Source organism: Caballeronia sp. EK (assembly GCF_014384845.1).
Lineage (GTDB): Bacteria > Pseudomonadota > Gammaproteobacteria > Burkholderiales > Burkholderiaceae > Caballeronia > Caballeronia jiangsuensis.
The window spans coordinates 219,017-235,085 of sequence record NZ_JACSUE010000010.1 but is presented as its reverse complement, the minus strand read 5'-3'; the positions used below and the strand labels follow the sequence as shown (position 1 = coordinate 235,085).

At 59.9% G+C, this 16,069-nt stretch carries 17 protein-coding genes; 9 read left to right on the top strand and 8 right to left on the bottom strand.

Annotated elements, in window-relative coordinates; genetic code table 11:
* Position 1: 1 nt before the first annotated feature.
* From IAG25_RS28470 to IAG25_RS28440, 7 genes are all read right to left on the bottom strand, one after another.
* Positions 2-526: a PRTRC system protein E gene (locus IAG25_RS28470; protein ID WP_309243979.1), complete on the bottom strand. Its 525-nt coding sequence runs from the start codon at positions 524-526 to the stop codon at positions 2-4.
* Positions 527-583: 57 nt separating this feature from the next.
* Positions 584-2,260 carry a PRTRC system ParB family protein gene (locus IAG25_RS28465; protein WP_187607791.1) on the bottom strand — a complete coding sequence of 559 codons (1,677 nt, stop codon included), beginning with the start codon at positions 2,258-2,260 and terminating at the stop codon, positions 584-586.
* A gap of 182 nt (positions 2,261-2,442) precedes the next feature.
* Positions 2,443-3,141, bottom strand: coding sequence for a DUF7673 family protein (locus tag IAG25_RS28460; protein ID WP_187607790.1), 699 nt, complete (start codon positions 3,139-3,141; stop codon positions 2,443-2,445).
* 65 nt (positions 3,142-3,206) lie between these two features.
* Positions 3,207-3,635, bottom strand: coding sequence for a response regulator (locus tag IAG25_RS28455; RefSeq protein WP_187607789.1), 429 nt, complete (start codon positions 3,633-3,635; stop codon positions 3,207-3,209).
* A gap of 171 nt (positions 3,636-3,806) precedes the next feature.
* Positions 3,807-4,055 (bottom strand): hypothetical protein, encoded by a 249-nt coding sequence (locus IAG25_RS28450; protein ID WP_187607788.1) that lies wholly within the window; start codon positions 4,053-4,055, stop codon positions 3,807-3,809.
* A complete protein-coding gene (locus tag IAG25_RS28445) occupies positions 4,056-7,172 on the bottom strand; it encodes an SNF2-related protein (RefSeq protein WP_187607787.1) in 3,117 nt (1,038 codons plus the stop codon).
* A gap of 61 nt (positions 7,173-7,233) precedes the next feature.
* Positions 7,234-8,028, bottom strand: coding sequence for a hypothetical protein (locus IAG25_RS28440; protein ID WP_187607786.1), 795 nt, complete (start codon positions 8,026-8,028; stop codon positions 7,234-7,236).
* Between the two features lie 511 nt (positions 8,029-8,539).
* Between IAG25_RS28440 and IAG25_RS28435 the strand changes: the two genes are divergently transcribed.
* From IAG25_RS28435 to IAG25_RS28395, 9 genes are all read left to right on the top strand, one after another.
* Positions 8,540-8,986 (top strand): hypothetical protein, encoded by a 447-nt coding sequence (locus tag IAG25_RS28435; protein ID WP_187607785.1) that lies wholly within the window; start codon positions 8,540-8,542, stop codon positions 8,984-8,986.
* The gene (locus IAG25_RS28430) at positions 8,983-9,255 is read left to right on the top strand and encodes a hypothetical protein (RefSeq protein ID WP_187607784.1); all 273 of its coding nucleotides are present in this window, start codon (positions 8,983-8,985) and stop codon (positions 9,253-9,255) included. Before IAG25_RS28435 ends, IAG25_RS28430 begins: the two co-directional genes overlap by 4 nt.
* 11 nt (positions 9,256-9,266) lie before the next feature.
* A complete protein-coding gene (locus tag IAG25_RS28425) occupies positions 9,267-9,596 on the top strand; it encodes a hypothetical protein (RefSeq protein ID WP_187607783.1) in 330 nt (109 codons plus the stop codon).
* A complete protein-coding gene (locus IAG25_RS28420) occupies positions 9,577-10,347 on the top strand; it encodes a DUF1173 family protein (protein ID WP_187607782.1) in 771 nt (256 codons plus the stop codon). The genes IAG25_RS28425 and IAG25_RS28420 overlap by 20 nt, the downstream gene beginning before the upstream one ends.
* A 38-nt stretch (positions 10,348-10,385) precedes the next feature.
* Positions 10,386-10,646 (top strand): DUF1173 family protein, encoded by a 261-nt coding sequence (locus IAG25_RS28415; RefSeq protein WP_187607781.1) that lies wholly within the window; start codon positions 10,386-10,388, stop codon positions 10,644-10,646.
* Positions 10,647-10,849: 203 nt separating this feature from the next.
* Positions 10,850-11,368, top strand: a complete 519-nt coding sequence (locus IAG25_RS28410; RefSeq protein ID WP_222946678.1) for a hypothetical protein — start codon at positions 10,850-10,852, stop codon at positions 11,366-11,368.
* Positions 11,365-11,679 (top strand): hypothetical protein, encoded by a 315-nt coding sequence (locus tag IAG25_RS28405; RefSeq protein WP_187607779.1) that lies wholly within the window; start codon positions 11,365-11,367, stop codon positions 11,677-11,679. The genes IAG25_RS28410 and IAG25_RS28405 overlap by 4 nt, the downstream gene beginning before the upstream one ends.
* Positions 11,680-11,734: 55 nt before the next feature.
* Positions 11,735-12,130: a DUF7682 family zinc-binding protein gene (locus tag IAG25_RS28400; RefSeq protein ID WP_187607778.1), complete on the top strand. Its 396-nt coding sequence runs from the start codon at positions 11,735-11,737 to the stop codon at positions 12,128-12,130.
* A 122-nt stretch (positions 12,131-12,252) separates the two neighbouring features.
* Positions 12,253-12,918, top strand: a complete 666-nt coding sequence (locus IAG25_RS28395) for a Lar family restriction alleviation protein (RefSeq protein WP_187607777.1) — start codon at positions 12,253-12,255, stop codon at positions 12,916-12,918.
* Positions 12,919-13,221: 303 nt separating this feature from the next.
* On the opposite strand, the gene IAG25_RS28390 is transcribed toward IAG25_RS28395, so the two are convergent.
* Positions 13,222-14,415 (bottom strand): integrase domain-containing protein, encoded by a 1,194-nt coding sequence (locus tag IAG25_RS28390; RefSeq protein ID WP_187607776.1) that lies wholly within the window; start codon positions 14,413-14,415, stop codon positions 13,222-13,224.
* Between the last annotated feature and the right edge of the window lie 1,654 nt (positions 14,416-16,069).

Here is a 16,069-nt window from a genome sequence, read left to right as displayed (position 1 = left end):
CTTAATCGAAAAGCGATGCGAGGTTGGTCCCGGTCTTAGCCGGTTCCGCCGATGCCTCTGCTGCGGACGATGCCGAAGACACAGTCGGGGCGGTGCTCTGCCCTTCAGCGTCGGCACTTCCGTCGTCATCATCGTTGTCCGCATCGGTGCTCGATCTGCCGGGTGCAGGCAAAGCAGGCTTGCTTCCGCCCTTAGCCAGCGTCTTGGTCGCTTTGGAGACTTGCGTCGTCTTGGCGGCCTCGAGGATGGCGGTGGTCGCAGCGACTTGCTCGGCAAGCGACGCGTGCGCGCCGGTATAGGCCGCGAGCGCGTCGACGAAGCCCGCGTCGAGTTCGGCCGCCACTGCGGTGAGCGCGAGCGGCTGAAGCATGGCGGCGTCTTTTGCCGTGCCTTGTGGCATGACACAGACGACCATCTCATCGCCCTTCATCTGCAACGACAACGTGAGCTTCGCGCAGTGACGCAGAAGCGGTTCAATCGCTACAAACATGGAAACTCCAGAAAAAGAAAAAAGACCGCCATCCAAAGGATCGGCGGTCTATAGAGGATGGAAACTACGTCGATGCACGGGCCAGCCGCGCGATTAAAACTTGAGCACCTTCGGAATCTTGCCCGTGTAGTCGAAGCCTTCGACGGCAAGAAGCGCGTCGATGACTTCGGACTTGGACTTGCCGAAGACCTTCTTGAAGTTGTCGTCGAGCGCGGCACGAATGCCCAGCTCGTCAGCGACCACCATCATTTCCGACTTCGTGATCAGTTCCAGAAACTCCTTGCAGAGCTTCCAGTGCTTCGCGAGATCGAGGTGATGGTGCTTGCACAGACGCGTGAGGTGCTGGACGTCGAGGCCTTGAATCGCGGCGACCGTCACACCAGTGACGGCATGCGCGAGCTTCGCGCCGTCAGCGGCAGCCGTCGAGGCTGCAGCTTTAGACACGTCACCGGACGCGACCTGCTCCTCGGTGAGCTTTTCCCAGATGCCGGAAAGCGTCTTTTGATCAACGCAGCGCATCTGATCGGACAAAGCGATCGCAACGAGGTATCGCTGAGCGAGCGCGGGATCCGCACCCACCTCACGACGCAGGGCTTTTCGCCACAACGCCACGCGATACGCTTTGATCCTGTCCGACTCAGCCACCGCCGTTGTCGGCGGATTGCTCGTCGTCGACCCGGCAGCGGCACCAGCCGCGCCCCTCGCTGCTGCGGGCGACGCTTTCGCGCCCGCCTTGGCCGCCTCGGGCTTCGGCTGTGTCGCAGCCTTCACCGCTTGCAGTTGCGCCGCCACCTTCTTCATGTTGCAGACGGTGTCGAAGCACTGGCCGCGATAGACCTTGCCGATCGAATCAGGCAGACCGCTCACTGCCGCGCCGTAGTTCTGGCACGCGTGACACGCCTTCGCCTGCTTTTCGCCGACGCCCTTCGGGCCATCGACTGCGAGCTGCACGCGCGTGTGGTTGTCGCCAGCACGCACGATGCGCACGACCGGATATTCGTCGCGCAGGCCGGTGGCCGTCGCTTCGAGCATCTTTTCGGTCTTCTCGTTGTAGCAGGTGCGGTTGGTGCAGTTGCCCGTACCGATGGACTCCCCGAACATCTCGCCCTGCGTGGCCGAGTTGTGCGGGCATCCGGCGCAGTCAGCCTTGTCGAAGATTGCGGCACCCAACGAACAGGCGACCTGTTCAATGGTTTTCTTGACCTCGGCGACCGCCTTGCCTTCCTTGATGATCACCGGCAGCAGCTTGTCCTGCGTCTCCTTGGGGAGTGCAGCAAGCAGCTCGGCGTGACCGAGCAGTATCTGTCGCGTACTCAATGCGTCGAGCACGGCGGTGCTGCAGTTCATCAGCGCGAGACGCTTATCTAGCGTCGCACGCGACCAGCCGAAGATACGCGCTACTTCGTCGCGATCGCCCTTGCACAGCCCGACTTGCTCGGCTGCCGCAATGGCTTCTTCGGCTGGCGACATATCGGCGCGCTGGATGTTTTCGATGATGGCCAGTTGCGTGGCTTCGACCTCATCGATGTCTCGAACGACGACCGGGATTTCATAGTCTTCGCCGTGCGCCGCGAGCGCCGCCTTGTATCTGCGGCCGCCGGCGACGAGGCTGAAGCCGCCGTCAGCGAGCGTGCGCACGATGACGGGCTGAATGACGCCTTTTTCGCGCACAGACGCAGTCAGCTCTTCCATCTCCGCCGCATCGAAGTACTTGCGGGGATTGACGCTGACCTGAATGTACTTGAGAGCGAGGGTAGGTTGTTGTTGCATTGCAGGACTCCGAGGAGGGACCTGCCCCCTTTGGGAGTGGTCCCAAAGGGTTGAACAACGTGGGCTGATGAAAATCAGCGCTGGTCGATGCGTCTGAGACGCGGGTAGTGAATCTACGATAACGAATTATTCAGCTCCCATTTGCCGGAAAGCTGCCAAAAACAGGCCGTCTTTTGCTTCTGCTACAGCCACGTCGGTCTGTGTTCGCCCGGCTCAGCGTCGCCTGGCAAACCGGCCTCCCACGCCTTGCGGTGCACCTGCGCGAGATCCTCCGCAAGCCGGCCGCAATCCTTGGCAGATAGAGACATCCCTATCGCCCTTTTCGGCTGAGCTTCGCCCTGGATTGTGGCGAAGAGCGTGACATTGCGGTAGCCCGGCGCGTCGCTGTAGGCGACGTATTGAGCGACGTACGTCTGTCCGTCAAGACTCACTTCCTCGGCAGACGGCTTACTTTCGGTCCTCTCGACACGACATCGATCGATGACCGCTTGCCATTCTTCGGCACCGTCTGGAAAGTAACTGCGAATCGGAGTCAAATGATGGGCGTCAAGCCTCAGCACTGCAAGACAGTGCTCGAACGAGTCCGCATCCAGGGCACGTAGCTCGGTCAGGTCGAACGGCAGAGCTCGATACAGACTAACGAGAAACCTTGCGATCACGGCACCTTGGCTGGAATCATCCTGGGCGACGTCCAAAAGCAACGCGAGGGAATCGAGCGCATCATCCCGATCCGCCGCGCGCAATTCTGCGGCGCGTTGCGCGGGTGTTGTTCCTTCATGCGCTTGGGCGAAGAACCCGTCCGTGGTCTCGGTGAACGCCTCGACTAGATGAGGAGGGACTCGAAAGGTCATTGTCACCGCCGAATCTGTCGGTTTGCTCATAGTTTCGATCCATTAGCGGATGACCAGCGCCGTGCATCTGGGGTATGGGCTGACCACGAATGCGCTCAATAATGGGGCGTTCGATTTCGTGACCATGCGGATAGGACGACGCACATCGACGCCACGTGCGCCTGCAAATCAAACGCTTTGACGAGGTATGCATTGATCTTGTGTACGTACGCCTGCTCAATGTCGGCCGACCGATCTGAAGCTGCCAACGCTATAACCGGTATAAATCGTATGGCAGGGGTATTCCGAATCAGGCGGAGTACGTCGAGTCCGTCGATCGTGGGGAGTCTCATATCAAGTAAGACCATTGACGGATTCACGGCGGGGCGGGCGACCCAAGCGCCCTCGTGCAGGAGGTACTGCCGGGCCTCCAGGCCATCACGCGCGACGTCCACTTCGACCCCCATGTTGCATTTTTCTAATGCCAACAACGTGAGTTCACGATCGTTCGGATCGTCCTCGACAAGAAGGATTGGCAGCTTCATCGACTGGCCTTGGAAAGTTTGATGCCCGTGCAACTGGCGATTCGATTGTCTAGCAATCATCGCGCCGCGTCTAACTCTTGTCTACCTTGCATGTCCGAAAAAAAAACCCGGCTCGAAGGCCGGGTTGTGATTAAAGGTTGTGACGAGTGGCACCCGGGTTGCCGCTGTGTCTTATGCCACCGCGCCAGTCACGGGCGGCAGGGACCGCGACAACAAGGTCGTGACTGCCCCCGCCAACGTCCACTCGCCAAACTGCTGCTCGTGGCTTTCGTGGACGAGGCGGTCAAGGCAAAGCACCTCGACGCCATCGAATTGCACCTTGCCGAGGACTTTCGCCAGCACCGCGCGATTGGAGCCTTCACGTTTTACCGTGACGACGCCTTCCCCGACCACCACAGACACGTTCGAGTCTTTCGGCATTTAAGCTGCCTCCTTCAAAAGTTTGCGCATGTCGACCGAGGTCTCGGTCGCCAGCAATGCGAGGTCAGCGACGAAGCGATCCAGCAACGAATCCATATGCAGAAAAGTCTCGTCGTCCAGTTCCGGCGTCGCCCAATCCAGCCCCGCCTGCGTCGCATCACGTTTGTGCGCGACCATCTGGTCCTGATACTCGTCAATGCTGCCCGGCAGGTGGAAATACAGCACCTTCAACACGCCCTTCCGGTTCCATCGCAGCGCGCGCCGCATCGCCTGATACTCGATGCGCCACGTCCACGAACGGTCGTAAAAGAGGATGTAGTCAGCGTTCGGCAGGTTGTAGCCCGCGCGACCCGATGCCTTGGTGGCCATTAGGCCGGTTGCGAGTCCACCCAAGAAACGCTTGTCCTTATCGGCCACGCGACGCTTGATCGGGATCTCCCCATGAAACGGCACTGTCTGCACACCATGCACATCCAGCTGGCGCGCCAGAAGATCGAGCACGCCCGGATTCTCCGCAAACACGATCGCTTGCTTACCTTCCGCCGCAATCGCGCGCATGCGCGCGACAATTGCGCGCTGCTTGCTCGTCAGCCCGCCGATGTACTCCACGCCCTCCATCCCGAACTGCGGATAGTTGGCAGAGAAGTGAACCGCACGGATACGAGCGAGGATCGTCACCAGGTTGCACGCCTTCCTGTCATCGCGCGATGAGCGATACCAATCGGCAAACTCGTCAGCAGCGCGCAGGTACGCGGCCAGATGGCCGCGATCCCAGTCGACCGTCTCCACCTCAAACTGCGGCGGCTCGATCTGGATGTAGCGCGAAACTTCAGGCTCGGCGATCAGCCGCCGCTTGATGTGCGGCGCGAGCATCGCCCGGTACAGGTGCAGGTTGCCGATCTTGGGTACCTCGCGTTTCGCCCCATCTTGCAGGCTCTCTGCGAACTGCCACGTCACCCACTCCAGCACCACGAAGTCATCCCTGAATCGATCGACGCCGCGCATCGCGTACTCCACCGAATTGGTCCAGTTCTGCTCGAGATAGCCTACCCGATAGCCATAAGGCTGAGCCGCCGTTCCGTCACCACCCGAAAACGCAATCAGACCGAAGGCATCTCTGGGGTAGTTCGGAATCGGACTTCCCGTCAAAACGAACCGTCGTCGCGCCGCAAGCTGCCAAAGCGCGCGGCTTTGATCGCTCGTGGGGTTCGCGAGGCGCTCGCCTTCATCGGCCACTAGCAGGCCGATGCGACGCCGCAGCCGATGGGCATACGTCACACGCGCCGAAACTGCTTTGTCGACCGGCATGCGCAGGCGCTCGTACGAGATGAGGTTGATCTGCCGCAGGTCGGTGAGATCCGCCGCCGTCTCGATTACCTTCACCTGATCGGCCGAGATAGGCAACTGGCCAATCTCCTTCAACATTTCCTCGATGAGCCGGGACTCAACAACGATGAGGCCGTGCTTCACACCAGAGACAAGGATCAGCGCCAACGCGAGCCGGGACTTGCCGCACCCCTGCTCCCAAGCGACGATGCAGCCCGTCGGCTTCAACAGCGTTTCGACGAGATCATCGACCTGAAACTCCCAATCGAGCCATTGATCGACGCCGAGTGCCTTCACGCGCGACCGCAGAGCCGCTGCCTGGTCAGGAAAGCGGGCGCACAGACCTTCGTGCACCACTTCCCATCCCCTGACGTTCTCGACCACGAACCGCGCATTGAGCTCGTCGACCGACAGGTGGTACCAGACGCCATGCAGCGCGTATCGGTAGCGTCCGTCGGCGTCGCGATCAAACTGGACTTCGTCGCCCGCCTTGATGAGCGGACTGGCCCAGCGCGTCGCGTCGACCTTGTGCGTTTCCTTCGCGGTGCCCGACACCTGATCTCGCGATCCGGCGCCGGTCGTCCACGCCACGTGTCGCAGCGGTATCGCCTGGCGCGCGCTGCGCCGCACCCGTCTGTGAAAGTGCTCCATGAAGCCGGGCGCGAGTTGCGGCTCGCCACCGACGCTGCGGATTCGATCGAGCAACTGACCAAAGGACGCGACCGGATCGTCCTGCACGAGATACGTCTCCATATCCAGCGCGCCTTGCCCCGAGTAGCGGAAGCCACGCGGCAGCCGGTGGCTGTCGCGCGAGTAGATGCGCTTCACGAGAACCGCGTTGAGCACCATCGCTTCGTTGAAGCCACAGACAAAGGACAGGCGGATGCGCCGGCCGTCGTGCGACACCTTGACCGACTTGTCGCCCGTGACCGCACGCGTGATGAACGGCTCGCTGTCATCGAGCTTCTGTAGTCGCAACCGAGCTTCCCCGAAGGAACGATCCTCGAAGTGCAGCCCGAGATCTGGGCCAGGCTTCCCCAGATCGTCGACGACCGCCCGCACGAAGTCCGAGGGACGATCGCGATAGCGGTCGAACACCACCACGGCAGTGCGCACGTTCGCGCCTTCGAGCTTGAACGCGTCTGCCGGCAGTTCGAACAGCCCTGCCGCGCGGCGCTTCAAGCGGTCGCCCTGCTCGCCCGCGAGCATCGACTCGGCGGTCGTGATCGGCAGGAGCGCGACGACGATGTTCGCCGCCTCAAGCGCCTGATGCACGGCGTAGTCGTGGCTCAAAGCGCTGGTGTGCGCGCCGTACCGGCCCCACGTCGTGCACTCGAGCGTCTGCAAATGCGGCGACTCAAGATGGATCGAGAACGGCGGATTGATCAGTGCGATATCAAAGCGCGTCGGATGGATGTCCTCCATGCCAGCTTGCCGGAACTCGCAATTAAATCCCCCCTCCTCGAACACCTTCTGGCACTGCTGGATGACATCGGCGTGCACGTCGACGCCGTACACGGCATGGCGTTCTGGGTCTGCGTACTGAAGCAGCCGACCGGAGCCGACCGAGTTATCCAGGATGCGGATAAGCCGATTGACGTTCCAGCCGCTGACGAAGCTCCACATGAACGCCGCAATGGCGTCCGGTGTGAAAAACTGCCCGAGGTGCTGACGGCGGGCTGCGGCCAGCTCGCCCTGATGGGCGATCGACGGCGCCTGCGATCCCAAACTTCGAATCGCACGCAACGGTTCATACCAGTCCCGCTCGAACGAAAACAGATCTCTCTGCATGAGTCACCTCTAGAAATGAAAAGACCCGCCGAAGCGGGTCAAGGATGAGACGGTGGAGGCCTCAGTACCGGTCGCGCGAGGCGAGGTACTTGGCTCCGAACTCACTGATAAAGAGGGACAACGCGTCGCCCACGTCGTGAGCGAACTTGAACTGCCACTTATCGTTGAACATCACGATTTCCAGCCCGGTGAAAGACAGCTTCTCGCGCGTCGAGAACGTCAGTTGGTGGACGCTGAAGTTGCGCAGTTGCATCGCCAGCGCGCCGAACTGATGCTTCTTCGCAAAGGTTGCCAGGCCGCCGAACGTTGTCACCACCGACTGCTGCGACGAGTAATAGACCTCGCGCTCGCCTTTCGAGCGAAACGACGCTTCAGACGAGACACGCTTTTCCAAGATGACAGCGCTGCTGGTGCGCTTGATCTCTGTATCGGGCTTGAGCCAGAAGCCATCGATGATGGCCTTGGCTGCCTGCTCGAAGGCGACGCGCTCGCCTGCTTCACCGCCGAACGTTCGTTCGAGGTGTCGCCAGAAGCCGTCCAAGTCAGGCACGTTTCCCTTCCTCAGAGCCTCCTCGACGTTGAGGCCGCATCGCTCGAGTTCGCGATCCTCCTCGATCTCGATTCGGCCGCCGGCCGGCGCGAATTTGCGGCTTGCCTCCATCACAAGTCGCGAGAGCAGCCGTCGGCAGAACGTGTTGAGCTCGCGCTCGACTTTGTATTCGCTTCGGGCTTCCATCGCCGAATACTCGGACAGTCCGTCAGCAAAGACATCGCGCTCAGCTTGAACGACGGCGCCATAGGCTGCTGCTGCCGCGGTTTGTGCCGTCTTGAACTGCTCGATCAATTGTGTGTACATGCGTGGCTCCCTGAAATGAGCAGGCGCACGCCCGCGATCGGGGACATGCCCCTGCGGGTAGAAAGAAAATTGACGATTGTCGGCGGCAGACAGCTACGCGCCTGATGGTCGATGCGCAAGTCGCGCGGGTGATGCTCCAACGATAACTGCGTGATGCCGCTTTGTATGGGGGAAAGGCGAGCGTTTGATGGTGTCTTTCGAAGCGCGCCCCTCAACACTTATCCACAGATTCTGTGGGCAAAGCTGGGGATAATCGCTCGCGACAGATGGAGGTGAGGCCGACTGAGCGTCGGGGGCTGCGCCGTAGGAAATATCATGACATTAGTCAATACGCGAAAAGAGCCACTAAACATACCTCTTTCGACTCCTGCGGTCAGCGTCGCTGAGGCCCGACGCTGGTGAGTGCATCCGAAAGGGGCGAGTATTCCGGTCGCTTTCGCGGGTCCGCCACTGCGCGACTGGGGCCAGAATCAGTTTGTGCACGCGCGTGCGTGAAGCCCACCACAGACGTATGAAAGCAAGTCACATCGCCACCCTAGCGCTCCTCAGTGTTTCAGCCATCTGCTCGACCGGCGGCATCACCATTGCCGCGCGCCAGTTCACCATCGAGCGCTCCGCCGTTCGCGTGGTTGCCGATAGCACCGTGGCGGCTCGGCTTCAGGGCCTCTCCGACGCGATTGATCTCGTCCCCGCAAACCAGCGCCCAGAACTGCTCTTGAAGTACGGGTTGAAAGACGAGCCGGCTCTGGCGGCCGCCTTGTCGGTGCAGCGTCGGGAACTCGACGCAGCAGCAAAGTCTCGCGCCGAGGAACTTGCAGCCAACGACAAGCGATTGACTGGGCTCCTCGCGGCCTGCGGCCTGAGCGCGATCGTCGCGATGATGGCGGCCGTGACGCTGTATGACATGCTTGCGGCCGCCGACCGGCGCACGCACGAATTGCAGCCGTTTGCTCAATGAGCCAGCGCGCTTTCGTGGCTGAGTTTGTGCCGATGCATGCCTACCGCATCGAGACGCACGCGTTACGGCTCGCGAATGGCCGATTTCCTGGCCTTGTCTTCGACCGCATCTTTTTGAAGATGCACAACGTGGACGGGCTGCGCTTTCTCGAATTCCAGCGTCCGAACGGCAGCCGACACGTCATGGTGTCCAGTGAGACTGAACGCGCCTTTCCGATCGGTCGGGCAACGGCTCTATCCGAAGACTCGCTGCGGCTCAACCGCGTCTAGCAAATCGAACAATGGAACTTATCATCGTTAGCTTTGAAGGCTTTACGAAGGATCCAGTCGGCGTACGGGCCGACGCTAAGCCGTCACCGGGCTTCCCCGACAGTTGGATCGACGCGCTTGTCGGGACTGGTTCAGTCTTCTCGCGCGATTACGCCGCTCCGGGCGCAGTAAAAACTATTGGATTGCACTTCCCCACCGGCTTCCATGCCGAGCAGTTCTGCCTGAGCGTGCGAAAGGTCGCCAATCTGCTTGGGACTCGGGCGCACATCCACAAGGTTCCCGCTGATCAGGCCAATCACACACTTAGCGAGGCGGGACGAAATGGCGCAAGTGTCCTTTGATGGAGTGACCGTCGCGATCGACGACGTTCAGAACAATCCTGCGAGGTATGCGCGCCAACTCCAACGCGCGAAGAAGTCTCCAGGGTACGCTCACTGCCGATGCAAGCCAGACGGCGCCGGGAAGCTTCTGCGTCTAGCTATTCGCCGTTACGGCGCGCTTTTCCACCTGGCCCGGTGGCCCGAAGAAGGGCCGTACCACGACGCGCAGCTATGCCCGCTCTATGCGTCGGCGGCCGTCGCCGGCAAGAAAAAGTCCGACGCCTCCGAGGCGATCCAGCAAACACCCTCCGGCCTGAACGTCAAGCTCGACGCCTCGCTGTCCGTTAGGACAGTCGAACACTCGCCTCGCTTGTCCGCGAACGCTTCGGGCACCGGCAGGACGCGCCGGGCCGCGCCGCTGCTCGGCTTCCTGCAACGCGTTTGGATCGAGGCGGATTTGCATATCTGGATGGGTGCCCCTGCACGCAGTTGGGGCCAATGCAACGCTCAAGTCGTGGCCGCACTGGGAGTAGGCAAACTCAACGGTAAGCCGATGCAGGACGTCCTGCACGTCATGCGTCACTATGAAGAGAACGAAGCGCAATCTATCGTTGCGGAGTTCGATGACTTTCTCGGTCGTATCAAGACGACGCCCGCGGTGTCTCAGCGCGGCTTGGTGCTTGGCGAGCTGCGCTCCGTGATGCTTTCAAGTATGGCTTCGTCGTCAAGCTTCGCCAGACAAAGCGCACCTTCTTCGCTTCGAGACACTTGATTGAGACGGCGGCCGCATCATCCCGATCTGCATGGGCCATGGTCGGCGACGCGAACGCGCGGATCGTGGCGTTGGCGGTCATCGAGCGGACAAAAGAAGGCAAACTTCGAATCGTCGACATCGCGCTCCAACTGTGCAACAGCAGCTTCATACCTTGCGACTCCAGTTACGAAGTGGCGATGGCCAACAGGCTCGTGGAGGAGCGCCGCCGCTTCACCAAGCCGCTCAGGCTTGAGACCGGCGATACACTGCTTCCAGACTTTCGACTGACAGGACACCGCGACACTGACCGCAGTTGAAGTCTATGGCATGCAGGGCAACCCGGAATATCTCGCGCGCAAGAACGAAAAACAAGCGCTGTACGCGCGCACCGCGACGCCTTGTGTCGAGTGAATACCGCCAGCAGAACTGGCGTCGGTACGACTGCCGGCAGCCGTTTGACGACTTGACAGCAGCCATCGCCGGGATACTTTGACCCGGTCTTCAACCATCTCAAAAACAAGTGAGCTCGAACTCGTTCTTTCTGAAACACGCGACGGCACGCCATGCCGACTCGCAGGTGAGCTACCCCGCGCTCGCAATGGCAAGTTCGATCGACCCGGTCGATGAGCGACGCAAGCAGATCGTTGTCGCGGCCGCCGACGACAATCATGTGCGCATGGTCTTCTTCAGCACCCTCGGCGCGATCCTCGACTTCAAAGCGTCGTGGGCAGAGATCGGTAGCTCCGCGCGTAGCTGGCTGACCTTTACCGTTCGTTGGAACAGGTGGTGGCTGCCGGACGCCTGCCACGGCCATGCCCTTGAGCAGCACGCGTCGGTGCCGACCGACCTGCGTCTCGCGCATTGTCCGGTTCCGGGCCATTCCTCCGACGACGCAGCCTTTCGCCGATATCTCGATACTGTCGAACGACACTGTCGGGGAGATCCGAGAATTGCGCGGGTCTTGTTGCCCGACAACATAGCTGGCGAAATTGACCGTGGTCGGCTTAGCGAGCGGGGCCACTTGTCGACTCCTGAATGAGCAACATCCTTCCCTTTACGCGTCTTCGATCTACCAACGATGTGCGCAGTCACGTCAACGACTGCGCGCATCGTCATATTCGCCTGGCCAAACACGCCGGCATCGTCTCCTGCGCTGACTGCGGTTCGGCGCTCACGCCCTTCTCCGCGCTTTCAATACTCGCGGAGCAGTACGGCCTCGCTCTCTCCCAGATCGAGCACCTCAAGGATCGACTGGCTCTCGCCGATGCCCGGATTCTCGAGCTTTCCGAAACCCTCGACGCCATCGATAACCTGAAAAGAGCACCGAAACAGCCTTCGACGGACACTTGACCGAGCGCCAATCAATGGTGCAATAGGCTATCAGCAACAGCAGAGCACTAGCACCATGAAACAGACGTTCGCATGCGGCCACACAGGCAAGGGGAAGTTTTGCCACACCTGCGCAAACGCAGAAAAAGAGAAGGCGGAGCAGCGCCTGGCGTTGGAACAAAAGCGAGCGGTGAAGCGCAGTTCGACTGCGGACGACGCCATCGACTTGTCCATGGTTCGCCATCTGTCGTCCGTGCAACGTGAAGCCCGCGATCTTCTCGCGAAGGTGAGCAACGGAATCCATCCCTTCTCACTCGACGGCAAGTTCCTAAAGTCCTCCGCCGGCAAGCTCGTATCGGTCCCCGTTGGCAGATCGTATCGGTTGCTTTTCGACGCCCCGTCGTTGAGGCCCATTCGCTTGGTGAGCCACGAGGATTACAACGCGATCGCGGCAAACCGCGTAGCTGCGTAACGTTTAGTCTCCAACTGCAAGGGTGCTTTGCGACAGTCGGTTCTGGCGACGGTACGCCGGTGGCTATAATCAATGGCTACCTTCATATTGACCCGCCGGCGCCCCGGCGACAGGACCGCGCCATGACTGACGAACTTTTTCCCTGCGACCACTGCGGCGGAAAATGGGCCTTCGGCTACTCACACCGGTTGCTCAAACGCCCGTCTGCCCCGGCGCGTGACTATCTGAGCGCCGACGAGCGTATTGCTCCCGAGATGAACGATCTTGAGGCACGCTCGTTGTTCGCGATTCCACAAGAAAAAGTCTGCTGCATTTACTGCGAAGACTGCGGCATGCAAACGCCTTGGTTTGCAATCGGCGACGACCGGCACGCGGCTTTTGAAAAGGCGGGTGCGATCTGGAACGCCCGCACCAGGCGACCGGCCGCCAAGGAGGGTGACCTCCTGAAGCTACTTAGAAAGGAACTCAGCGCCGTCGACGCGCCGTTCGTCATTGATCTGCTGGCGAGGACGGAAGGCGACTGGGAGAAGCGTGGTCCCATTTTCGCCATGATCGCCAGGAAGATCGCCGACAGCCAGATCACGCTGAGCGACTTCTGGCCGGTCGACACCGTTCTCAACGACGCAGCAAGGTATCGGAAGCTTCAGCAACTCGCTAAGCGCGTCTACATCGACGGCATAGCGTCTATACAGTTTCCGCGCATACCGGCGACCGGTGGAGACGAGGGCAACTTCGAGAACAGCGTGAACCTCGCTGTGGACGATCTTCCCGACAGAAACCGCTGGTGACTTGACCTTCGTCGGGGTCTGTAATACTTGGACTGTGCATGGCCATGTGTGCCAGCGACATCCCGAAGAAGGAAAAAAATGTCCCCCGTCGAATACATCCGCGCCGCCTACCGTCTCCGCGCGAGACTGGTCCCGCAGATCGCCACTTCTTTCGCGCTCGCCATCGTCTTAACTTATCACGTGCTGACTAGTCAGTCTCTCAACTGGCTTCTTCAGTGACCCGTTTGGGCCATATCGAGGCTAGGAAATATCATGATATTTCCTGCGCAAGAGGGGTCACCTATCTAACCAACTGATTTGAAATTAGTTTTGGTTGACCTTGCGGGTGACACGTTTAGGAACATATCCGCGAAACGGAACAGCGCCTTCATTTCTAGCGAGAATACGGTAGAGGGCCTGACGAGAAATTCCCACGGCCGCCGCCGCGACCGTCTTGTTCCCCCCGGCCGCCTCGACAGCGGCAGTCGCCTGCTCGAAGCTTATAGCCGCCGATCTTTGCTGCGCAAGGCTGTTGTAGCTAGCGATGTAGGCATTGGCCTTAGAGGGGCGACTATGGCCCGCCGCTTCAACCACCTGTTTCAGCGCTTCTCGGTGCAGCTTGAGGTCAGCCTTCTGGCCACCCCCTTTTACCGGCGCGGGCACTCCCGTTACCGTCTCATACATCTGCTGTAGATACTGGTGTCGCAGCCCATGACTCGTGACACCTAATCCCGCTTTCGTGACGCCGTGCCGCTTGAGAACATCATAGTAGTGATTCTTCCACTGCTTCTTGGTACACCCATCAGGTATCGTCGATCCGGTAAGAGTGTTGCAGTACTTCATTGCCTCTTCCAGTACCGCAGTCTGCAACTGGATCGGAACAAGACGGTCTCGGCCGCCTTTCGTCCCACGCGTAACGCTCAGCAAGCCATCGCGCCTCACGGATTCCTTCGGTCTTAGGAGGAAGCTCTCCTCAACGCGCAACCCGAACGCCGCCTGCAACTTCAACTGCATCGCGACGACCGGGTCCGTTTCAGCGATCTCGTTGATCATGGCTACGGCATCAACCTTATTGCCCTCCCAGGATCTGTCCTCCAGCGCCGAATATGTGCGAATGAGCCCCTGTTCCTTGCGATCGACGTAATCAGCCAAGGCACCCACCAGGGTTGACTTATTAACCCAACCGGCAAACGCGCGAAGGTATGTGAGCTTGTTCTCAATGGTGCCGGCGCTCTGCTTTTTCCGCACCCACAACTCGACGAGGAAGCGCACGTGCTTCGGTTTGATTGCCCACGGTGACTGCAACGCATAGCCATTCTCTCGAAGCTCAACGAAAGAGTGGCAAAGCTTCTGCAACCGGTACCCTTGAGTCTTCACCGACAGCTTCTTCGAGCTGACACGCGTGCGGCTATGTACGCGACCCGCGTTATCCAGGAACAGGACGCTAAGCGCGTTCTTGAAATCGGCCGGAAGCTTGTATTCATTGAGAAGCGAGCGTACGTTCACCGTCACTGCCATCTGTTCTCTCTCCAGTAGGTTCCAACAAAATATCTAACGCGCGATGAAAAGCGCAGCCTAGGTCAAACGCCTCCCGAAGTTCCACACGATCCGAGAATTGGCGGTCCTGTGCCCACGACGCTGACGACGCGATTTCCCATCCCGCCATCGCAGCGCGCTTGAGTGCTTTGCGTCGGGCCCTGACATCCGCAAAGCCAAAGCGCAGAGATAACGTCCAAATCGACCAGGCAGCTCGCGCATTGATTTCGTGGTCCATCCAACGGATCGTCCGTCGAGCCAACCGTGCGGGCAGCGATTTTTAGCGCCAAAGCGATGCGCTCGATCGACCTCGCACGTCAGTCCGTAATGGGGCATCTCGTTCGGTGCCTCAAACCTTTCCCAAAAAACCGGCCCTAACGCGACGTGGTACGAGCCAACGATTACTCGCCCCGTCATGCGCAATCTGAGGAGGCGAACCCGTTGCCAACCTCCTCCATTAAAAGCTCTCGTTCTTGTTGCGTAGCCGGACGACGTCGGTGACGCCCGGGTTTCTTTGCCGCTACGCGGGAGACCAGGGAGCCTATCTCCTGGCAGTCATCGCGCTGCGCGCCGCGTATCCCCGCCGGGCCCTGCCTTCCCTTTCTTTAGCGATTCCATTCGATAGCCCCGCACGTGGAAGAAACGTGCATCGACCGTCCGTATCTGCTGCGTGCTGCCAGCCACACGCTTCGCGTGTTGACCGCCACCGACTGCTGCTGGGAGCATATCGAACACGGACCCCCTTCGCGGTTATCTCGTCGTTGTGTGCTGTTCCCGCTGCTGTCAACAGTCGACTCGCGCGCCTTTCGCTGCGCGAATCGGCTATGCCGCTGCTACGGCTACCGCGCCGGCCTTGACGCATCTCTGCGCCCGTGTGCCCTGTCTTTCGACGGCACGACGTCGGCCATTTGCTCGGTAATTCGTTTGCGCTGTTTTTTCTCCGGTCGCGCCTACCGTTCGCCTTCCGTACAGGGAAGAGTGTTGCCCTTACGGCTTGCTCCACCCCCATCCCCAAGTCCGTTCAATCTGCCGCGGTGTATCGGGCGTCATGCAACGTACCCAGCTTCGTATGCTGAAAGGATGTGTCGATGCGCATTGAGATGGCGGCGTTCGTAGCACGGCAAAAGTGTCCGTGTGTCCGGGTCCAATCCGTCTCAACTTGCTAATTCGGGCAAAACCGCCCGCAAACCCAATGGATATCGCGTGTCCGGCTTCCTCAACTTGGGTCACCCTGTGCTTGATTAGCTTCAGAAAAAGGCCGCATCAATTTGCGGCCTGTGACAGAGGGCTTTTCGCTAGGCAAAGCGACGCCCTCGATGGTCCGTTCAGGAGGTCGATGCGCTGTCCGCGCGGTGGGTAATCAGCAGGATAGCGCGTAGACATACCAATGCGTACACGAAAGCTGCCTAAATCATGCGAGCTTTTGGATCCTTGACATCGCGCGCCGCTCGGTACAGTTCATCAAGCGTATCGGGGACTTTTCTCACCGATATCGTCCCAATAACTGGCAGATTAAAACGCGCTTGATGCGTTCGATTTTCATCTCACCGTTGAGGTGGAGATAACTGACACTTATCCGGACGTTTATAGAAACCGAGCCGTCGCCACCGACAATCTGCCACTTTTCTGTCAGATA